This is a genomic window from Sphingobium sp. DN12 (assembly GCF_051058005.1).
GTDB lineage: Bacteria > Pseudomonadota > Alphaproteobacteria > Sphingomonadales > Sphingomonadaceae > Sphingobium > Sphingobium yanoikuyae.
This window is the reverse complement of the sequence record NZ_CP173717.1, coordinates 1716195-1735000: the sequence shown is the minus strand read 5'-3', so window position 1 is coordinate 1735000 and position 18806 is coordinate 1716195. Positions and strand designations below refer to the sequence as shown.

The 18806-nt window shown below is 62.1% G+C and carries 16 protein-coding genes, 1 tRNA gene, 2 rRNA genes and 2 pseudogenes (1 of these 21 only partly in view); 12 read left to right on the top strand and 9 right to left on the bottom strand.

The window, feature by feature from the left end; all coding sequences use genetic code 11:
* From ACI6S0_RS08255 to ACI6S0_RS08245, 3 genes are all read left to right on the top strand, one after another.
* Positions 1-1409: ribosomal RNA gene (locus ACI6S0_RS08255) — 23S ribosomal RNA — on the top strand; it begins 1384 nt to the left of the window's first position.
* A gap of 144 nt (positions 1410-1553) precedes the next feature.
* Positions 1554-1668, top strand: a 5S ribosomal RNA gene (gene rrf, locus ACI6S0_RS08250).
* A 108-nt stretch (positions 1669-1776) separates the two neighbouring features.
* Positions 1777-1853: transfer RNA gene (locus tag ACI6S0_RS08245), tRNA-Met, on the top strand.
* Between the two features lie 395 nt (positions 1854-2248).
* On the opposite strand, the gene ACI6S0_RS08240 is transcribed toward ACI6S0_RS08245, so the two are convergent.
* A complete protein-coding gene (locus tag ACI6S0_RS08240; RefSeq protein ID WP_017501924.1) occupies positions 2249-3331 on the bottom strand; it encodes an IS5 family transposase in 1083 nt (360 codons plus the stop codon).
* 37 nt (positions 3332-3368) lie between these two features.
* A complete protein-coding gene (locus ACI6S0_RS08235; RefSeq protein ID WP_434405479.1) occupies positions 3369-4805 on the bottom strand; it encodes a recombinase family protein in 1437 nt (478 codons plus the stop codon).
* A gap of 224 nt (positions 4806-5029) precedes the next feature.
* On the opposite strand from ACI6S0_RS08235, the gene ACI6S0_RS08230 reads away from it, so the two are divergent.
* A complete protein-coding gene (locus ACI6S0_RS08230; protein ID WP_434405478.1) occupies positions 5030-5602 on the top strand; it encodes a helix-turn-helix domain-containing protein in 573 nt (190 codons plus the stop codon).
* A gap of 255 nt (positions 5603-5857) precedes the next feature.
* Here the strand turns inward: ACI6S0_RS08230 and ACI6S0_RS08225 are convergent, their stop codons facing one another.
* A complete protein-coding gene (locus ACI6S0_RS08225) occupies positions 5858-6235 on the bottom strand; it encodes a hypothetical protein (RefSeq protein WP_434405477.1) in 378 nt (125 codons plus the stop codon).
* Between the two features lie 321 nt (positions 6236-6556).
* Between ACI6S0_RS08225 and ACI6S0_RS08220 the strand changes: the two genes are divergently transcribed.
* Positions 6557-6967 carry a MerR family transcriptional regulator gene (locus ACI6S0_RS08220; protein WP_434405476.1) on the top strand — a complete coding sequence of 137 codons (411 nt, stop codon included), beginning with the start codon at positions 6557-6559 and terminating at the stop codon, positions 6965-6967.
* Between the two features lie 103 nt (positions 6968-7070).
* Here ACI6S0_RS08220 and ACI6S0_RS08215 read toward each other — a convergent pair whose 3' ends face one another.
* A complete protein-coding gene (locus ACI6S0_RS08215) occupies positions 7071-7985 on the bottom strand; it encodes an arsenic resistance protein (RefSeq protein ID WP_434405475.1) in 915 nt (304 codons plus the stop codon).
* 91 nt (positions 7986-8076) lie between these two features.
* Between ACI6S0_RS08215 and tnpA the strand changes: the two genes are divergently transcribed.
* From tnpA to ACI6S0_RS08195, 4 genes and pseudogenes are all read left to right on the top strand, one after another.
* Complete coding sequence (gene tnpA / locus ACI6S0_RS08210) at positions 8077-8499, top strand: IS66-like element accessory protein TnpA (RefSeq protein ID WP_434404615.1); 423 nt, start codon at positions 8077-8079, stop codon at positions 8497-8499.
* Positions 8496-8843, top strand: a complete 348-nt coding sequence (tnpB, locus tag ACI6S0_RS08205) for an IS66 family insertion sequence element accessory protein TnpB (RefSeq protein WP_009824048.1) — start codon at positions 8496-8498, stop codon at positions 8841-8843. Before tnpA ends, tnpB begins: the two co-directional genes overlap by 4 nt.
* Before the next feature lie 61 nt (positions 8844-8904).
* Complete coding sequence (gene tnpC / locus ACI6S0_RS08200) at positions 8905-10485, top strand: IS66 family transposase (protein ID WP_434405180.1); 1581 nt, start codon at positions 8905-8907, stop codon at positions 10483-10485.
* A 222-nt stretch (positions 10486-10707) separates the two neighbouring features.
* Positions 10708-10818 (top strand): annotated as a pseudogene (locus ACI6S0_RS08195) (IS5-like element ISRhru5 family transposase); the annotation flags it as partial.
* Positions 10819-11052: 234 nt separating this feature from the next.
* On the opposite strand, the gene ACI6S0_RS08190 reads toward ACI6S0_RS08195, so the two are convergent.
* Genes ACI6S0_RS08190 through ACI6S0_RS08170 form a run of 5 tightly spaced genes read right to left on the bottom strand, consistent with a single transcriptional unit; the run spans position 11053 to position 16253 of the window.
* Entirely contained in the window at positions 11053-12636 is a 1584-nt protein-coding gene (locus tag ACI6S0_RS08190; RefSeq protein ID WP_434405474.1) for a PepSY-associated TM helix domain-containing protein, read from the bottom strand.
* Positions 12633-12941, bottom strand: coding sequence for a hypothetical protein (locus ACI6S0_RS08185; protein ID WP_434405473.1), 309 nt, complete (start codon positions 12939-12941; stop codon positions 12633-12635). Before ACI6S0_RS08185 ends, ACI6S0_RS08190 begins: the two co-directional genes overlap by 4 nt.
* Positions 12938-13213, bottom strand: coding sequence for a hypothetical protein (locus ACI6S0_RS08180; RefSeq protein WP_434405472.1), 276 nt, complete (start codon positions 13211-13213; stop codon positions 12938-12940). Before ACI6S0_RS08180 ends, ACI6S0_RS08185 begins: the two co-directional genes overlap by 4 nt.
* Positions 13210-14052 (bottom strand): alpha/beta hydrolase, encoded by an 843-nt coding sequence (locus ACI6S0_RS08175; RefSeq protein ID WP_434405471.1) that lies wholly within the window; start codon positions 14050-14052, stop codon positions 13210-13212. Before ACI6S0_RS08175 ends, ACI6S0_RS08180 begins: the two co-directional genes overlap by 4 nt.
* Positions 14049-16253: a TonB-dependent siderophore receptor gene (locus ACI6S0_RS08170; protein WP_434405470.1), complete on the bottom strand. Its 2205-nt coding sequence runs from the start codon at positions 16251-16253 to the stop codon at positions 14049-14051. The genes ACI6S0_RS08175 and ACI6S0_RS08170 overlap by 4 nt, the downstream gene beginning before the upstream one ends.
* Positions 16254-16636: 383 nt before the next feature.
* On the opposite strand from ACI6S0_RS08170, the gene ACI6S0_RS08165 reads away from it, so the two are divergent.
* From ACI6S0_RS08165 to ACI6S0_RS08155, 3 genes and pseudogenes are all read left to right on the top strand, one after another.
* Positions 16637-17101 (top strand): hypothetical protein, encoded by a 465-nt coding sequence (locus ACI6S0_RS08165; RefSeq protein WP_434405469.1) that lies wholly within the window; start codon positions 16637-16639, stop codon positions 17099-17101.
* Positions 17098-18615: an FAD-dependent oxidoreductase gene (locus tag ACI6S0_RS08160; RefSeq protein WP_434405468.1), complete on the top strand. Its 1518-nt coding sequence runs from the start codon at positions 17098-17100 to the stop codon at positions 18613-18615. The genes ACI6S0_RS08165 and ACI6S0_RS08160 overlap by 4 nt, the downstream gene beginning before the upstream one ends.
* Positions 18612-18716 (top strand): annotated as a pseudogene (locus tag ACI6S0_RS08155) (4Fe-4S binding protein); the annotation flags it as partial. The gene ACI6S0_RS08160 and the pseudogene ACI6S0_RS08155, both read left to right, overlap by 4 nt.
* Between the last annotated feature and the right edge of the window lie 90 nt (positions 18717-18806).

Genomic DNA, 18806 nt, shown 5'->3' with positions numbered 1-18806 from the left:
CTAAGACGAGCCCGAAGGGGGTAGTCGATGGGAACCACGTTAATATTCGTGGGCCTGGTGGTGTGTGACGGATGCCGTAAATTGTTCGGGCTTATTGGATTGCTCCGGGCAGTGAAGGGGTCCCAGGAAATAGCCCCACCGTATAGACCGTACCCTAAACCGACACAGGTGGAATGGTAGAGTATACCAAGGCGTTTGAGAGAAGTATCCTGAAGGAACTCGGCAAATTGCCTCCGTACCTTCGGAAGAAGGAGGCCCCATCTTAAGGCAACTTTTGATGGGGGGCACAGGCCAGGGGGTAGCGACTGTTTAGCAAAAACACAGGGCTCTGCTAAGTCGGCTTCAAGACGACGTATAGGGCCTGACGCCTGCCCGGTGCCTGAAGGTTAAGAGGAGGAGTGCAAGCTCTGAATTGAAGCCCAGGTAAACGGCGGCCGTAACTATAACGGTCCTAAGGTAGCGAAATTCCTTGTCGGGTAAGTTCCGACCTGCACGAATGGCGTAACGACTTCCCCACTGTCTCCAGGATATGCTCAGCGAAATTGAATTCTCCGTGAAGATGCGGAGTACCCGCGGTTAGACGGAAAGACCCCGTGCACCTTTACTGCAGCTTCAGAGTGGCATTAGGAAAGAACTGTGTAGCATAGGTGGGAGGCTTTGAAGCATTGACGCCAGTTGATGTGGAGCCATAGGTGAAATACCACCCTGTTGTTTTCTGATGTCTAACCTCGCACCGTTATCCGGTGCAGGGACCCTCTGTGGCGGGTAGTTTGACTGGGGCGGTCGCCTCCTAAAGAGTAACGGAGGCGCGCGATGGTGGGCTCAGGACGGTTGGAAACCGTCTGTTAGAGTGCAATGGCATAAGCCCGCCTGACTGCGAGACTGACAAGTCGAGCAGAGACGAAAGTCGGTCATAGTGATCCGGTGGTCCCTCGTGGAAGGGCCATCGCTCAACGGATAAAAGGTACGCCGGGGATAACAGGCTGATGATTCCCAAGAGCTCATATCGACGGAATCGTTTGGCACCTCGATGTCGGCTCATCACATCCTGGGGCTGGAGCAGGTCCCAAGGGTTTGGCTGTTCGCCAATTAAAGTGGTACGTGAGCTGGGTTCAGAACGTCGCGAGACAGTTTGGTCCCTATCTGCCGTGGGCGTCGAAATTTGAGAGGAGTTGACCCTAGTACGAGAGGACCGGGTTGAACATACCTCTGGTGTACCTGTCGTCACGCCAGTGGCGCAGCAGGGTAGCTATGTATGGACGGGATAACCGCTGAAAGCATCTAAGCGGGAAGCCTCCCTCAAGATAAGATTTCATCGAGCCGTCGTAGACCACGACGTTGATAGGCTGGATGTGGAAGTGCGGTAACGCATGGAGCTAACCAGTCCTAATTGCTCTGTTCGCGCTTAAGAGTCCCACCATCAACGACAATGCTGGAAACAGCTAGGACGCTGATGGCGTGGTTTTAAGCCAGCCCAGATATACGAACATACAAACACACAAAATTGTGCACGGTATCGATTAAAAACCCGCAGTTATGCGCCTGCTTCATTGCTTGGTGACCATAGCGTCTGTGACCCACCCGATCCCATCCCGAACTCGGCCGTGAAACCAGTCTGCGCCGATGGTACTATTGCTCAAGCACTGGAAGAGTAGGGCGTCGCCAGGCATTGAAGCACGCGCATAGCAACGGATCAAAAACCCATCACAATGTTACAAAACAGGGCGGCCCGCAAAGCCGCCCTTTTTGCATGTCAGGGCCACAAAAGCCCAGTGTCGCGGGATGGAGCAGCCCGGTAGCTCGTCAGGCTCATAACCTGAAGGTCGTAGGTTCAAATCCTACTCCCGCAACCACCGACATAGAACTATAAACACCGCCCCAGGATCTCCCCGGGGCGGTGTTGTCGTTCAGGGCGTAAACCGCCAGATCCGCCACCTTCGCGACGATCTCCGCCTCAGGGCCATTGGCGCCTTCAGGATAGATCGTCACGCTCTCGATCAATCTGTCCATCAGTTCCGCTGCTTCCGTGCGAATGCTCTCGTCGTTCAGCGTATCGCGCAGCGCACCGATCTTCTCCCTGAACTTTTGGAGCAGTTCCGGGTGAGGGACAATCTGGACACCTCGAATAACCGGGTGATTTTGGTCTGATGGCGTAGGAAGGGGCACGCGGCGCTGATGAAAGGCGGCGTTTCGGCTGCATTGGCGGCGTGATCGCGGTATCGGCCGAGTTCGGGACGCCAATTCCATGTCATGCAGGCGCAGTTCTGCCCTCGAGCCATGCAAGGCGCTGGAAGTTATAGACCAGGTTGGCCATGCCGATCTTGATCCTGGCACGAGCGATGCCGATGGTACGGACGACGAGGCCCATGCGGTGTTTCTGTCCGGCAAAGACATGCTCAACGGCGGCGCGTACCTTTGAGCGCCTTGCATTGGCTCTGGCTATCCGTTCAGGCAGCGGCCGCCTAGGCAAGCGCTTCTGGTGGATATTGCTGGTGAACATGCCCCTCGCGAGGAATGCCTCGTTCTTCTTAGATCGATAGGCGGTATCGGCCCAAACGCCCGAGGCGGTGTTCTCCTTGCTGATCAGATCGGGCAGTCGCGCCCCATCATGGGCATTGGCGGCGCTCGCATCCCAGGTGCGGATCAGGCCGTGAGTCCGATCGATGCCGATATGATTTTTATAGCCGAACATCGGAATGGCCAGATCGACCGGTTTTGTCGCCCTGGGATCGGCGCCTTCCTGGGCCTTGGCCTTGGTATATTTGATCGACCAGCGCGCATCGCGGTCTTTCTGCCGAACCCTGGCCGGCGTCCAGTCCTTGGGGATGCGGCCTTCCTTGATCGCCGTTTTCTCCTCCTGGGTGTTGCGCTGCTTGGGCGCGGGCACGACGGTGGCATCAATGATCTGACCGCCCATGGCCAGATATCCCCGGTCCTTGAGCGCGGCATCGAAGCGCGCGAATAGCCGGTCGATCGCCTTGGCCTTCACAAGCCGTTCGCGGAACAGCCAAACCGTGGTGGCATCGGGCACGGTGCCTTCCAGCCCCACGCCCAGGAAACGCTGGAACGATAGCCGGTCCTTGATCTGGAACTCGGTCGCCTCGTCGGACAGCGAATACAACGCCTGTAGAACCAGGATCTTGAACATCAGCACTGGATCGAACGGCGGTCGTCCGCCCTTGTTACGAGGGCCGCGTCGCAGCGCGGCCACCAGCGGTCCCCGGAATAGCTCGAAGTCCACCACGGCCGACAACCGTTCCAGGGGATCGCCCGCCGCGCTCAGCGCCTCGTATCGGTCCGAAAGATCAAAGAAACCCGGCTGTACTGCCATCTCTGCCTCCGCTGTCGCGTACCGGCAGTGAATCACCTCAAGCCGTCAGACGCCACCGGTTTTTCGAGGTGTCCATCTGGGCGATCGGTTTCGTCGGTGCTGTACGGGAGAGGCGTGTTTCCAGATCCGCCTTCTCCGCTTCCCGATCTGACAGCATCTTCATGAGCGTCGGGCTGAGAAGGCCAGACAGCATATTGGCGGACAGATTTTCGAGTTCCGTCTCGATCACCGCGAGACGATTTCTCGTGATCCTTTCCCGATCAATCTCATTGCCGCTGATCTTCTTCACCTCCCGATTGAAGGTCTCCGTGAAGATCTTTGCATGCTCTTCCGTGAAAAGATGGTGTTGGAGAACGGCCATGGCGGCCTGTTCCAGCGCGCCCTTGCGCACGGACAGCGTGTTGCCGCAGGTGCCGCGCTCCTTATGACCGGCACACCGGTAATAATCCTTGCCGCTGATCGTATAATTGGAGCCGCAGTGGCTGCATTTGATCAGGCCGGAGAGCAGGTGCTTCTTGCGCGGTTTGCCTGCAGGCGACTCCGGCTTGTCTGCTTCGCCCTCTCTGGGCTTATTGGAGATGGATCGACGCTGCATCTCAGCGCGAACGGCTTCCCAAAGACCATCGTCAATGATGCGCAGGTCCGGCACTTCGATTTCCAGCCATTCGGACTGATCGCGCATCTTGTAGCGCCGTTCGCGATTTTCGCTGTCGGGATTGCGGCGCCATTTGCGACGGCCCCAGATCAGGCGACCCACATAAAGCGGGTTATTCAATATGCCGGTATGTTTTTTCGGATCGCCGCGGATCGTCGACGCATTCCATTCGCCGCCGCGTGGGCCGGGAATAGCCTCGAGATTCAGTGCCGTTGCGATATCGATGGAGGAAAGACCGCTCGCAAAATCCCGGAAAATTCTTTCTACGACTTCGGCTTTGACTGGCACGATGTCTAGATAACCCCGAATCCGTTCGCCCTCCTGATCATAAATCTTCCTGCTGTCATAGCCATAGGATCGGCCGCCTGCGATCCGGCCTGCTGCGACCGCCGCCGCCATGCCGCGCAGCGTCTTATCGACGAGGTTCTTGAGAAAGATCGCGCCGAGCAGCGCTGCGATACCGAACTTTACCTGGTCGACGTGATTTTCCGACACAGTGTATAATTCTGCCCCATGATAGGCCAGCTTCTTCCCCAACCAGGCCACATCCTCGCCATCACGCGCCAGGCGGTCCAGAGACTCGCACACTACCATGTCCGCTTCGCCATCCTCCACCAGGCGCAGCAGTTGTTTGAGGCCGGGGAGATTGCGCTTGTAGCCAGACATTTCCGGATCATGGAAGGTCGCGACCACCGTGCCATTGAGATAATCGACCAGCTTCATGCAGGACGCCGTCTGGTCCTGGCTCGAGGTGATCGTCTGCAAGCTGGTGGAGTGGCGGCCGTACAAGACGATACGCGGCGCGGACTTCATGAGCATGATGCGCTGTCCTTTTCGGGGGAATGGTTGGAACATGGGTCGGCACATGGCTCAGCGCAATGGGCATGTGCGGCCTGTCTGGCGAGCAGGCGCACAAGATCGGCCAGCGCCTTCTGCGCTGACGGATCCAGTTTCATTGTGCCTTTCTTGCCGACCATGAGCCGGTGTTAGGACGGTGCTTTTCTGGCTATGCATCAACTACACACGCCTGCTATTATTTTTTGATGTCCGATGAAATCAGGCCGTATCGTTTCCGTCTGCCAGCAGGGCTGAGCCATTTTGACAGCCGCTTTGCCAAAGCGCTGAAGGCGCTTCGGGCAGATCGGAAGGAGACGCAGCAGGTGGTCGCTGATGCCATTGGGATTACCCGGACCGCCTATGCCAGGTTTGAAAACGGAAAAAGCTGGCCACGCCCCGACACGTTCGAAGCATTGCAGGACTATTTTGAAGTTTTCGGTGAGCAATTGGCTGTGGCCCGGCAACCTGGAGAGAGGGCGACTGGGCGCGTGAAACCAAATTTCGACACAATTCGGGCAGGCGCCATCCTAGACATGGGACGGTATCTCAGGGAATGTCGAAAGAAGAAGAAATATACCCTGCGACAAGTCGCAGCATGGTCGGGCATATCTGCTGCGCAACTCTCACGCATCGAACGTGGTGAATGCGCGAACTCGCGGGTCATCGGCGCCGTGGAAGAAGACAAGAATCTCCACAAGGATGAAAAGCGGCTGACGTTCACAAATCAGGTCATCCGAGAAATATACCAGGGAACATTCATTCCGCCGAAGAATGAATAAGGGCACTGGCGAACAGCGCGGCCCGCGTAAATCGACCCTTTGTCGCCATTCAGGCACCAATTTCGCATCCCCAGGTCCGGACTGTCCGGTAACCGGCAGGTCGCGACCACAATGCGCCGTTCGTCGGGAGGCCCGGGAACGTCGGCTTGCGCCGCAACCCGCCGTTCGGCGGAAATCTACCTGATAGGCAGCAACGCGCCCCATCAAAGCCGTTCGGGAGCGATTTTGTCTCTCTTGGAAGCGGACAGTTAACCGTCAGTGGAAAAGGCTGATGATGAACGCTTCGATAAACGGTTCCCAGACCAGCGAGATCACCGTCAGGACGGTCGAAATGCTGAGAAGCATGAGCGTGGAACGCGCGGCGCGGCGACCCGTATTCCGGCCCTGTCGCCACACCATGATCCATGCGGCCGCGACGATAAGCACGGACAATATGCGCAGCCACGGCGAGGCGCCTTCGAACCAGCTGAGGGTTGTGCCCAATCCGGCCAGGGCCGCAGCGGGCAGTGCGAGCGGGAGGACACAACACGCCGCGCAGCTTAGAACGGCGGCAGACGAGGTGATCGTCGCGGCCACACCGACACTCGTTTCCGCGACGACGTCGTTTTCAGTCGTTTCGATCCGGGTGGCCATCACTTTGTTCCTTCCGGCCTGCAGCCACACGCCCCGTCGATTTTGCAAGCTGTCACCCGAGGTCGTCGACGTTGCACGACGTATGCGGCAGCGATCCCGGCAAGTAATAATCCACCGATCAGCTTCATGGCTCCGATCGCGCTCACAAGCCCCAGAACACCAAGAGCGGTCGCTCCAGACACGAGCGGGAAGGCGCAGCAGGCTCCGACGCCCAATGCCAATTGCCATTTCATCCTATGCCCCTTCACAGCCAATTTTGATCCGGGTATGGCCTATACGACCTCAAGTTACTTGAGGTGCAAGCAAAAAGAGCGACTTCCCATGAGCAGCGAAATGATGATTGGCGAAGCAGCGAAACGGGCAGGATGCTCCGTCCCGACTATCCGCTATTATGAAAGCGTCGGCTTACTCGCCGAAGCCCATCGGACATCAGGGGGACACCGTTCCTACAGGCGGCAGGATGTCGAGCGCCTGACGCTTATCCGTCGCTGCCGCGACTTCGGCATGACGATTGACCAGGTGAAGACGCTGATAGCGATCCGCCAGAGCCCATCGTCTTGCGACAATGCGCTGGAGGCCGTGACACTCCATCGTCAGCAACTCAACGCCAGGATCACCGAGCTGAAGGCTCTCGACCGTGCCCTGGCACTGATCATCGCGCGCTGCGATAGCGACTGCGCCGGTGGAGCGTCATCCTGCTGCACCATTTATGACGATCTCTCGGCCGTCTGAGGAGAAGTGCATTCATCTCGTGAATGAAGGCAGAAACAAAGCGTGCAGGTGGCTCGATACGGCCGTAATGGCGATCGACGTTCCCTCCGAGAACGCCGACGCCTTATCTGCCAAGCCGGGGCATGACACGGATGAAGATCAATTCGGCCACTAGCTCAACGAGCGTTTGCGCAACGATGATCGCGGGCAGTAGCGGCACTGCCCCGGGCACCGCCAAGGCCAGCGGTAGCACGACCAGCGAATTGCGCGTCGCCGCACTGAACGCCATCGCGCGGCAGGCCTCCGCATCGAGCTTCGCGGCCCGCGCAGCGAACCACCCGAGCAGCGGCGCTATGATGGCGAACGCAACATAGGCTGGCACAACGCGCAGCGCAGCGCCGATCGCCTGACCGAGCTGTGGGACGACTGCGGCTATAACGATCAGCAGGACCAGCGCCGTTGCCGGCACCGGCAGCAGGCCGAGGGCGGCCGACACCCGTTCGCCCGCCACTGATCGCCGCGACCACAGTTGAACCAGAACCGCGAGTGCGAGCGGGATTGCGATCAACCACAGGAAAGCGTGCAGAAAGGGACCGGCTTGCACAAGGTCTGAGGCGGCAGAGCCGAGGAATAGCCTGAGATAGATCGGCAATAGTAGCATCTGCACGATGAGAAGCGCTGGGGTGGAAGCCAGCAAAAGCTTGGCATCGGCGCGACCGAGATGGGCGAACGTCACCACATAGTCGATACAGGGACAGAGCAGCACGAGCAGCACACCCAGACGGATCATCGGTTCATTGGGCACGAACTGGACGAGGACCGCTACCAGCAATGGCACCGCGATGAAGTTGACAGCGAGCAGTGCTCCCAGGAAGTGGAGTCGACCGAAAGCACCGGCTAGTTCCGCGAGTGGCACTTGCAGGAAGGTAACAAACAGCATCAAAGCGAGCGCGGGATTGATCGCTGCTTCCCATGAGGCGGTTCCGGTCACCGCGAGCGCGATCAGCGCTCCCGCGATCACCGCCGCGAAGTAGATCACGATCTGGCTCCCTTCGAGTAAGCGTGGCGCGGAGGCCGCCTTGCGCTGTTGGGGGATGAAGGGCTGATTGCCACTCGGATAGGGAGCGGCGATGGATAACGAGATCGAAGGTGGGCCAGCGAGCAGTCATATGAGTGCTCATACGAGCGATCGTATGAGCAGTCGGATCGAGGTCGTTGCGGGTCGGCGCCGCTGGACAGTAGAGCAGAAGCTGGCGATCCTGCGCGATGCCTTCGGCCCCGAGGGTTCGGTTGGCGATGCCTGCAAGCGGCACGCGATCGGCAGCGGGTCGATCTATACCTGGCGGCGGCAGGCGATGTCGGGTGAGCTTGGCGGTGCCAGGCCAGCGGCATTGCCCACTTTCGCGGCGGTCGAGCTCTCAGCCCCGGTTCGAGCGTTACCGGCGCCCGGCGGTCATATCGGGATCGAACTGCCCTCGGGCGTGAAGCTGACCGTGGACGCCGGTGTCGATGCCGAGGCCCTGGCACGGGTCATTGCCGTTCTCACGCGATGATCCCACTGCCACCTTCCACCCGGATCTATCTGGCCTGTGGCGCCACCGACATGCGCAAGGGCTTTGACGGTCTGGCAGTGCTGGCCCAGCAGGTGCTGGAGCAGAGCCCGCATTCTGGGGCGCTATTTGCCTTCCGGGGCAAGCGTGGCGATCTGGTGAAGCTGCTCTGGTATGATGGCCAGGGCCTATGCCTGTTTTCCAAGCGGATGGACCGTGGCCGGTTCGTCTGGCCAGTGACGAAGACGGGCAAGGTCGGCCTGACCTCGGCGCAGCTTTCCATGCTGCTTGAAGGCATAGACTGGCGACGCCCGGAACGGACAGCCGCGCCGCTGCTGGCGGGCTAAAAAGTGCGGATTCCTGTGGGTTTATCTGGCATCGATGGTGCCGCTTTGATACTATTCCGAGGTGTCGGATCGAAGCTCTTCCCCCGTCGATAAGGACGCCCGCATCGCCGAGCTGGAGGCAGCTCTGGCGGCCCGCGACACGCTGATCGATACCTTGCGTTTCCAACTGGCCCAGCTCCGGCGGCTCACCTTTGGCCAGTCTTCGGAGAAGCTGTCCCTCCAGATCGAACAGCTCGAACTCACCCTTGAGGAGTTGGAAGGCGAAGCTGAGCTTGCCGATATCCGCAAGGTCCAGGCGGATCAGAGGGAGCGACCGGCGCCGATCCGCGCCTTGCCGGCCCATCTGCCGCGGGCCGAACGCCAGATCGAGCCGGAAGCAGGCACCTGCACCTGTCCTTCCTGCGGAGGCGCCCTGCGTCCGCTCGGGCAGGACAGCGACGAGATGCTCGATGTCGCGCCGGTGCAATGGCGCGTCATCCGCACCGTCCGTCCTAAATATAGCTGCCGATCCTGCGAGCAGATCGTGCAAGCCCCGGCGCCCGTAAAGGCGATTGCCCGGGGCAAGGCCAGCTTCGCCACACTCGCCCATGTCGTCGTCGCCAAGTTCGATCATCATCTCCCCCTCTATCGCCAGGCCGAGATGATGGCGGCACAGGGCCTCGATATCGACCGATCGACGCTGGCAGGCTGGGCAGCACAGGCCGCACATCTGCTTGACCCGATCGTCAGTCGCATCCGGGAAGAAGGGATCAAGACCGACAAGATCCATGTCGATGACACGCCCGTGCCGATGCTGATGCCCGGCCCGCGCGCGGATGCGCGCAGAATCAATGGGCAGCCTGACTGTGTCAGGCGGGGCAAGACGGTGCAGGCAAGGCTCTGGGCCTATGTCGTCGATGATCGTGCCGCTGGCGCATCCACGCCCGTGCTGGCGTGGTATCGCTTCACCCCTGACCGCAGCGGCGTCCACCCGCAAGGCGAGCTCAAGGACTTTACCGGGCTGCTACAGGCTGATGCCTATGCAGGCTTCGACAAGCTCTACAGGGGCAACCGCATTCGGGAGGTCGCCTGCTGGGCGCATTTCCGGCGCAAGATATTCGAGAACCATGCCACCAGCCCGACGCCATTGACGAACAACCTGCTGGACCGGATCGCCGCTCTCTACCGGATCGAGGAAGAGATACGCGGGCAGCCGCCCGACCAGCGCCGCCGGCATCGGCAGGGCAGAAGCAGGCCTCAGGTGAACGAGTTACGCTCGATCATCGACGATGCGCTGCGCCGCCTGTCACCCAAGTCCAACATGGCCAAGGCGCTCAGCTATGGCCGCAAGCGGTGGGATGCGCTCACCCGCTACATCGACGAGGGCGTTGCCGAGATCGACAACAACATCGCCGAGCGCGCGATCCGCCCCGTGGCGATCGGCCGCAAGAACTGGATCTTTGCCGGATCGAAGGCTGGCGGCGAACGGGCTGCCGCCATCTATTCCGTCATCGAGACTGCCAAACTCAACGGCATCGAACCGCAGGCCTACATCGCCGATGTCATCGAGAAAATCGCTGGCGACTGGCCCGCTACTCGCTGGGACGAACTCATGCCGTGGAACTGGCAGCCAACCCAGCAAGACGTCGCCCAAGCCGCTTAATTGCGGTGCTCAGGCCACGCTTACTTAGCGCCCGCTGCCGACATTGTGACAACGGCTGCTCTCGACAAGACTTTGATCGGTCGATGGAGCTTATCTCGCACGCTAGTTATTCCACTCGGCGGTCACTGCAATAACGGCGGCCGCCATCCGTGAGCGCGGCTTGAGGCGACAATTCGAGTGTCTGCTCATGGGCTAGCGCGTAGACTCATTACGCGTTGCACCTTCAACCGCATCAAGCAGTTCCGCGGCATCGCCACCCGCTACGACAAGGATCCCGCCAACTTCCTCGCCGCCATCAAACTCATATGCGTTCGCCTCTGGTGCAACGCGTAATGAGTCTACGCGCTAGTCATTTTCGCACATGCTCGCGCGCAACACCGACATGCTGCAAGGCTGCGGCCAAACATTTTCAGCGTCAGCTTATCAGTCCAGCGCCATTGATGATCAAGGCTAGCCCGATCGGGTTTTGGGCTGCGGCTGGGACATGGGCGTCGAGTGCGCCAGCAGATCGCTCCGTTTACGCTTGCAGTAGCGGCTGTTTGCACCGTCATAGGTTTGGAAGCTGCATCAGCCAGGGTCCACAACCGGCCTGTTCGTCGACCAGACGCTGTCGCGCGGACCGGTCGCCGCACGACGGGCCGCGGCCCGCGCCGACAGGAGCAAAAGCACTGCCAGCAGCACCGCCGTGAGATCCACCAGCATCAGTGCGGGCGCATCATACCAGCCGGTCCCCGCGATCAGGCTCGCGGCCGGGATGCACAGCATCGCCACCGCGCCCAGCATAGCCAGTTCGACGCCCGATCGCGCTGCGCCACGTACCAGTGCCCAGCCGGTCGCGATCAGGAAGACGGCATAATAGATGGCGCTGTGCAGGCCATAGCTGGCATGTCCGCCCAGCAGCTTGGCCGCCGCCAGCGTCACCGAAATGCCGGCAATGCTGCCCATCGGTACGCCCACGGTCAGCGCGCCCAGGATACGAGTCGCCCGCGTCTGTTCGACTGCTCCGGCCTTGCGCTCCTTCTTGCGGCGCGATTCCACCCAGAGGAGATTGCCGGTGTAGAAGAGGAAGGCACCGGCCAGCCCCAGCAGGAAATAGGCCCAGCGGATCGTGTTCCCGCCGAAATTGCCGAAATGCAGGGCAAAGAAGCTGGTGATGGTCGCCGACCAGCCATCCTGCATGCCGGGCATATAGTCGGTGCCGGTGATCGCACCGGTCTGCGGATCTATCCCGGCCATGCCATAGGTCGGCGCGCGCAGGCCATAGCGGGCATCGCTGCCCTGCACCCGCAGCGCCGGCAGGCCGCCACGCCCCTGACCATAGACCAGCGTTTCGGGCGTGAAGCCGGGCGCCTGTTCGCGCACGCGGGCGACGATCTGCGCCGGCGTCAGGGTGGCGGGCGGCGGCCCCTCCGCCGGGGCTGACAGGCTTGGCCGTGCCCGCTCCGCGCCGCCGCCAAAGGCCAGCCCCTGCGCACCATAGAATTGGTCATGGAAGGCGAAGACCACAGCGGTCAGCGCCATGATGATGTGGAAAGGCAGGCTGAAAAGGCCCAGCACATTATGCACATCGAGCCACATGCGCTTCACATTCCTGCCGATGCGCAGCGCGAACAGATCGCTGACCAGGCTGGGCAGCAGCACGACCAGCCCCGACACAAGGGCGATGGTGTAGAGCAGCGCGATCGCACCCATGATCGGCATGGAAATCTCATGGTCGAAGGGCAGGCCGACCTGCTGGTGCAGCACATCGATCAATTGCGCGACCTCGGAGGGCCCCTGGCTTCCAACCTGCAGCGCGCCGTCCGGCGTCAGCGAGGCGTAATAGCGTTGACCGCCGCCATGCTCGTCCGCTTCGCCACGCACCATCCATGTCATTCGGGCCGGATGGGCGGCATCGATGACGAGGTTGATGTCATAGCCCTTTGCTGCCTGCGGATGGGCGGCCAGCACCTTGGCGACCAGTTCCGGCGTCCGTTCCAGCGAAGGGGCCGGCGCCAGCGTTGGCGGGGGCGAGGCCCAGCGCTGCAAGGGCAGCTCGAACATGGTCAGCGCCCCGGCATAGAAGGCGATGAACAGGCACAGGCCGGAAATGATGCCGACCCAGCCATGCACTTCCTTGTACATCTTCACGACGTCGGTCGGCAGTTTCACGGCCGCAGCCCTCCCATCAGCAGCACCGGCACCCAGACCAGCAAATTGGCGGCGACAAGCCACAGCCAGGCGCGCAGGCCCGAACGAAACAGGAAGCAGAAACTCAAGCTTAACGCCCAGATCGGCGACATCAGCCACATGGCGAACTGCCCCTTGGTGGAGAAATAGCCCTCCCCCACATCCATCAGTTCGCGAAACAGGCCGGCGAAGCCGAGCGCCAGCGTGAAGCCCAGGATGAAAGCGGCCGATACTTTGCCGAACCAGTCACGGCTGGAAAGCGGCCACCGCGATCCGATCCGGCTCATCGCTTGCCCTCTGGCGCGCCGCGCCGCCATGCGATCGTGACAGGCACCACCGACCAGATCGTCATCACCAGCGTCAGGGCGATGAAGATCGCCGTCGCCACCCCGGCCCAGCCGAGCAACAGACCGGTGCCGGCGATCAGCAACGCCAGGCCGCCCCATCCGGCCAGGCGCGGCGGGCAGCGCAGTTGCCCCATCTGCTGGTGCGGCGCCGCCAGATAGAGCAGCATCGCCGCGACACAGACCAGCAGGCCGCCAAGGATTGCGTATATCATTTCGTTTCCGTTCCAAATGCCATGGCAATGCCGTCCGTCATCATCGCCATCATTGTCGATCCATGACTATGCCCCGGCAGCAGCCGGAACTGCGCCTCGACCCCATGGGTCGCGAAAAGGGCCGCTACCCTGTCACCTTCGCTGTCGCCCTTGGTCGGGCCGCCCTCGCGGTCGCCACTGGCCGCCAGCAGCCGCTTGCCCGGCCCAGGCGCCATGGCTTCGACCTCCCGCGCGACCAGGCCATTGCCGAACCAGAAGGACGGGCTGACCGCGACATAACGGCTGAAGGGCGCGCCCTTGGCCAGCGCGTGCAGCGCCAGCAGCCCGCCAAAGCTGTGGCCCATCAGCGTCTGCCGGCTGGCATCGATCTTCCAGCGCGCCACGATCTGAGGCCGGACCTGCTGCTCGATGAAGCGTAGGAAGGCCTCGGCGCCGCCGGTCGGCAGGCCACTGGCCGGCGCTCCGGCGGGAATGGCATAGCCCGGCGCTGCCGGCGTATAATCGAACACCCGCCGGGCCAGCGGCCCGGAATCGATCGCGACGATCAGCCCCGGCCCGATCCCGGATCGCGCCCCGGCGCGCGCCAGTCTTCGGGCAGTGGTCGCGGCGATCGGGAAATTATCCTCGCCATCCAGCATCCACAGCAAAGGCCAGCCGCCGGCGGGCGGCTCGCCCTCCGGCCAGGCAACCAGCACACGATAGGCATGGCCATCAGGCGACCTGATGGTCAGCACGTCGGATCGTTCCAGCTGCCATGGCGCCGCCACCGCAGGCGATGACGCCACCCCCGGCGCCATCGTCAACAGGCCGAGCGCCGCAAGGGCCGACAGCCGCCTCACCAGTTGAACTGCAGGCGAGCGGTAAGGCTGCGGCCCTGGCCATAATAGCAGGCTGAAACCGCGCTGCAGGTCGCGACATAACGCTTGTCGGCAATGTTGCGGCCGTTGATCGAGAAGGTCATGCCCTCCAGTGCGTCCGACGCCTTGCCCAGGTCATAGCGGATGAACAGGTCGAACAATGTATAGTCGGGAATGCGGAGCGAATTGGCGGTGTCGCCATAGCTCTTGCCGGTGTAGCGCACGCCGCCGCCAAAGCCGAGGCCGGCAAGCGAACCGCCCTCGATCGTCTGGTTGAGGAACAGCGACGCCATCCATTCAGGCACCTGCGGCAACTCGTTGCCGACCTGGCCCGCCGTGTTCGACTTGGTGACCTTGCTGTCCATGCGGGTCGCGGTCGCGATCACCGCCATGCCCCAGGGCAGGGTTGCCTTGCTCTCCAACTCCAGGCCGCGCACCCGCCCTTCGCCAGTCTGTACCAGACAGGTCGAGGTGCCGCACAGCGTGCCGGCCGGATCGGGCGTGGTCATATTCTGCTGGGTGATCTGATAGGCGCCCAGCGTCACATAGATATTATTGCCATGCTGGTAACGGATGCCCGCTTCATATTGCTGGCCGGTCGTCGGCTTGAACGGCGCGCCGGTCAGGCTGGTGCTCGGGTCGCTGACCTGCGGCTGGAAGCTTTCGGAATAGCTGGCATAGGGCGCCAAACCATTGTCGAACATATAGACAGCGCCGGCGCGCCAGGTGAAGGCATCGCTCTTGGTGATGTAGCGAACGCCGCTGACGGGGTTGTAGGTATTGTCCTTGGCCCAGTCCTGCCGGCCGCCCACGGTGAGGCGCAGCTTGCCCAGCTTGATCTGGTCCTGAAGATAGACGCCCGCCTGCTTGCTGACGGTCTCGGTATAGACCTGCGGCGACATGTTGCTGGCATAGCCGGCCGAGCCACGCGACACCGGATCGAAGATATCCAGGATCGGCAGCACCAGCGACGAACTGACGAGATCGCGATAATGCTCCCACTCGGTGTGGAAATAGTCGAAGCCGCCCAGCAGCGTGTGCTCCACCGGACCGGTGGTGAACTTGGCCTCCAACTGGGTGTCGGTGGCCAGGCCGTCGCTCTCGCCCTTGCCCTGCACCGCGCGGCGGCTGATCGTCTGGCCGGGAATGCAGCCCGCTATGGTCGACGGGCAGGTCGTCAGCGTGTTCCCGGACAATACGACCACGCGGTAGAGCGTGTCGAGATGGGTATAACGGCTGTTGTTGCGGATCGTGATCGCATCGTTGAACTTGTGCTCGAAGAAGGATCCGATCAGATACTGGTTGCGGTCGAACGTGTTCCAGTCCGGCTCGCCCAGATTGTCGTCATTGGCGATATATTTGCCGTTGCTGGGATAGAGCGCACCGAGCGCTGGCAGGAACTGGAAGGTCGAACCGCCCTTATCCTGCTGATACTGGCCCAGGATCGTCCAGGTCGTGGCATCGTCCGGCTTCCAGGTCAGGCTCGGCGAGATATAGCGGCGGCCGATCGACACATCCTCGACCTGGGTATCGCCATAGCGCGACAGGCCGACGATCCGGCCCGACAGGGTGGAGGTGATCGGTCCGCTGACATCGGCCGCCGCCTGATAGTTCCAGTTGTTGAGATCGGTCGTGCCGATCGCCTGGAGCATGACATTGGCCTGGAATTCGTCGGTCGGCCGCTTGGTGACGATATTGACCAGGCCACCCGGCGCGGTCTGGCCGTAAAGCGCGCCCGAAGGCCCCTTGAGCACTTCGATCTGTTCCAGCGCATAGGAATCGAAGCCCGGCCGCGTCCATTGCCCACCCGAAGGCAGGCGCAGCCCATCGACGAAATTATTGTTGGACGAAAAACCGCCTGCGCCAAAGCCGCGCACCGACACTTCGTCGACGCGGCTGTCCACGCCCCAGCTTTCCGACTGCACGCCCGCCGTATAGGCCAGCGCATCAGCGATCGTGGGCGAAGCGCGCAGGTTGATCTCCTCGCGGCTGATGATCGAGATCGACTGGGGCGACTCGATGATCGGCGTGGCGCTCTTGGTCGTCGAAATGGCCGACGACTGGCCGGTCGCGGTGACGATGATGATGTCGTCGCGGTTCGCCTCCGCGGGCGCCGCTTGGGCATGGGCGATGGTGGAGGTACCCGCCAGAATGACGGCGGTGGCGATGGAAATTCTGCGCATGACTGTCCCCTAAATTCGGGGTTGAGCTAATGCGAATCGGTCGCGTTAGCAACCGTGGAGATATTTCAGCTTCTTTGCAGGATGTTGCAAAGCGCCTGTTTGCGCGTCGGAGCAGAGCAATATCAGCCATTTCCTCGCGGGTTGTCTATTACGCTGACCGGACGGGACGCGTTCCTAAACTGTCGACAGGAACTGGCTTTTTAGAAAATCACCGTCATTTGAGCAGCATTTTCGGAGGTAATCCGTAACTAATGAACTTGGCCTTTTCGTTGCGTTCTTCTGCAACAACCTGTTCATCAGCCTTTCACAACAGCCTATGAGAAGCTCTCGTTATGCCGGTGGGGCCCGCACAATTACGCTCGTCTCATCCAAGGGAGGCGACGATGGCCGACGAAACGCACAGCCAACTGCATCAGGGCGCGATCCTGGAGGGGGCGGGTGGCGACCAGTCGAGTTGGCTCGATCCCGAGCCTATCAATATCCTCGCCGACCCGAAGCCTATCATTGCCGACAGCGATGAGAAGGCTCGCGCGATCGAAGACGCTGGTCGCGAAGCGCTCGACCACAGCTATATGGGGCAGGCCAAGCGGATCATCCAGACAGCGCAGGAGGCGGGTGTGACACTGCGCCTGGCCGTCGGTCGCTTCGGTGATTGGCGCTCGCAATTCGCCGGTTCGCCCGAGCCGTTCCGCCGCTTCCGTGAGGAAGTGGTGCCGATCCTGCAAGCGCGAGGCCTGTTCCGCACCGAATATGCGCATGATACGCTGCGCGGCCATCTTGGCCTGCCGGTGCCGGAAAGCCGCTACAGCGCGATTGTGCCTTCGCCCGCCGCTGTTGCCGCCGAATGAGCGAATCCGCGCCGATCACGCGCAGCGCCGATGTCCTGATCATCGGCGGTGGCATGGCCGCCTGCTGGGCAGCGATCATGGCGGCACAAGCGGGTGCCGAGGTGCTGCTGGTGGACAAGGGCTTTGTCGGGACCCGCGGCGTCACGGCGACCGGCGGTCCCAATCATTGGTGGGTCGCGCCCGAGCCTGGCCGGCGCGAGGCCGCGATCGAGGAGCGTTACGGCCGCAGCTTTGGCCTGGCCGAACGGGACTGGATGGCGCGTATCATCGATGAAACCTGGCGTGCCCTGCCGCAGCTGGCGGGCTATTATCCTTTTGCCGGCGACGGCAAGGGCGGAACTTTCTATTCCGGTGTGCGCGGGCCGGAATATATGCGCGCCCTGCGTCGCTTTGCGCAGGATGCCGGTGTCACCATATTGGATCATCATCCTGCATTGGAACTGCTGCTGCATGCCGATGGATCGGTGGCGGGGGCGGCTGGCTATGCGCGGCTGAAGCAACAGGCCTGGACAGTGCGCGCTGGTGCAGTCGTGATCGCGACCGGAGGCTGCGCCTTCCGATCCGGGCTGATCGGAAGCCATGGCAATAGCGGCGACGGATTGCTGATGGCGGCGGAGGCCGGCGCGGTGCTGTCGGGCATGGAATTTTCCGTATCCTACTCCCTCTCGCCGGCCTGGAATTCGACCCGGACGCTGCCCTATTTCGCAGCCCGCTTCTTCGATACCGAAGGCCGCGAACTGGACGTGCCGCCACCGATGAGCGGAGAGGCGGCGCATCTGCGTGCCCTGGCCCGCGCGCTGGAGGCTGGACCGGTACTGGCCGACCTGTCCGACGCGCCGGACGCTCTGAAACAAGGCTTGCGTCGTATCCAGCCCGCCTCGCTCGCCCCGTTCGAGCGCAAGCGGATCGATCTGTTCCGCGATCGCTTCCCGGTGCGACTATTCGGCGAAGGCACGGTTCGCGGCACCGGCGGGCTGCAGATCGTCGGCGACGGCTGCGAGACCAACGTCCCCAATCTCTATGCGGCGGGTGACAGCGCCACGCGCGAACTGGTCGCCGGCGCCACCAGCGGCGGCGGCGCGCAAAATGCCGCCTGGGCGCTGACCTCCGGCCGGATCGCCGGCGCCGCTGCGGCGGCCCATGCACGTCGGACCGGACGACGAGGCGACACGCCGGTGCTGGCGGCCACCATCGGCTATGATGCGGCGCTCTGGCGCTGCGCGGACAAGCTTGTGCGGCACCGGGACGCGGTCGAGGCCGTCTGGCGCACGATCGCGGATCATGGCCGTGCGGAGGGGCTGGGGGCGGTGGCCTTGCGCGAACATGCGGCGATGGCGGCGTGCGCGCGCTGGATACTCGCGGCGGCGCTGGCGCGCGACGAAAGTCGCGGCATGCATATGCGCATCGACCGGCCGGGGACCGATCCGGCGCAGCAGAGCCGCTTGCTGGTCGCAGGGCTGGATCGCGTCTGGACCCGTCCGGAACGGCCCGCAGCGCGGGAGATCGCCGCATGATCGCGCAGATATTCGCAGAGCGCTGCACCGGTTGCCAGGCCTGCGTTGCGGCCTGTCCCACCCATGTCTTCGATGTCGGAGCCGATGGCGTGCCGCTGATCGCACGGCTGGATCAGTGCCAGACCTGTTTCATGTGCGAACTCTATTGCCCGGCCGATGCCCTCTATGTCGCGCCCGAGCAGGAGGGCGCG

What these genes read in the sequence shown, in the direction of transcription:
- ACI6S0_RS08180 (WP_434405472.1), bottom strand. Translation starts at nt 13,213, where the DNA reads ATGATATACGCAATCCTTGGCGGCCTGCTGGTCTGTGTCGCGGCGATG.
- ACI6S0_RS08160 (WP_434405468.1), top strand. Translation starts at nt 17,098, where the DNA reads ATGAGCGAATCCGCGCCGATCACGCGCAGCGCCGATGTCCTGATCATC.
- ACI6S0_RS08240 (WP_017501924.1), bottom strand. Translation starts at nt 3,331, where the DNA reads ATGGCAGTACAGCCGGGTTTCTTTGATCTTTCGGACCGATACGAGGCG.
- ACI6S0_RS08170 (WP_434405470.1), bottom strand. Translation starts at nt 16,253, where the DNA reads ATGCGCAGAATTTCCATCGCCACCGCCGTCATTCTGGCGGGTACCTCC.
- ACI6S0_RS08220 (WP_434405476.1), top strand. Translation starts at nt 6,557, where the DNA reads ATGAGCAGCGAAATGATGATTGGCGAAGCAGCGAAACGGGCAGGATGC.
- ACI6S0_RS08230 (WP_434405478.1), top strand. Translation starts at nt 5,030, where the DNA reads ATGTCCGATGAAATCAGGCCGTATCGTTTCCGTCTGCCAGCAGGGCTG.
- tnpB (WP_009824048.1), top strand. Translation starts at nt 8,496, where the DNA reads ATGATCCCACTGCCACCTTCCACCCGGATCTATCTGGCCTGTGGCGCC.
- tnpA (WP_434404615.1), top strand. Translation starts at nt 8,077, where the DNA reads ATGGATAACGAGATCGAAGGTGGGCCAGCGAGCAGTCATATGAGTGCT.
- ACI6S0_RS08235 (WP_434405479.1), bottom strand. Translation starts at nt 4,805, where the DNA reads ATGCTCATGAAGTCCGCGCCGCGTATCGTCTTGTACGGCCGCCACTCC.
- ACI6S0_RS08165 (WP_434405469.1), top strand. Translation starts at nt 16,637, where the DNA reads ATGGCCGACGAAACGCACAGCCAACTGCATCAGGGCGCGATCCTGGAG.
- ACI6S0_RS08225 (WP_434405477.1), bottom strand. Translation starts at nt 6,235, where the DNA reads ATGGCCACCCGGATCGAAACGACTGAAAACGACGTCGTCGCGGAAACG.
- ACI6S0_RS08185 (WP_434405473.1), bottom strand. Translation starts at nt 12,941, where the DNA reads ATGAGCCGGATCGGATCGCGGTGGCCGCTTTCCAGCCGTGACTGGTTC.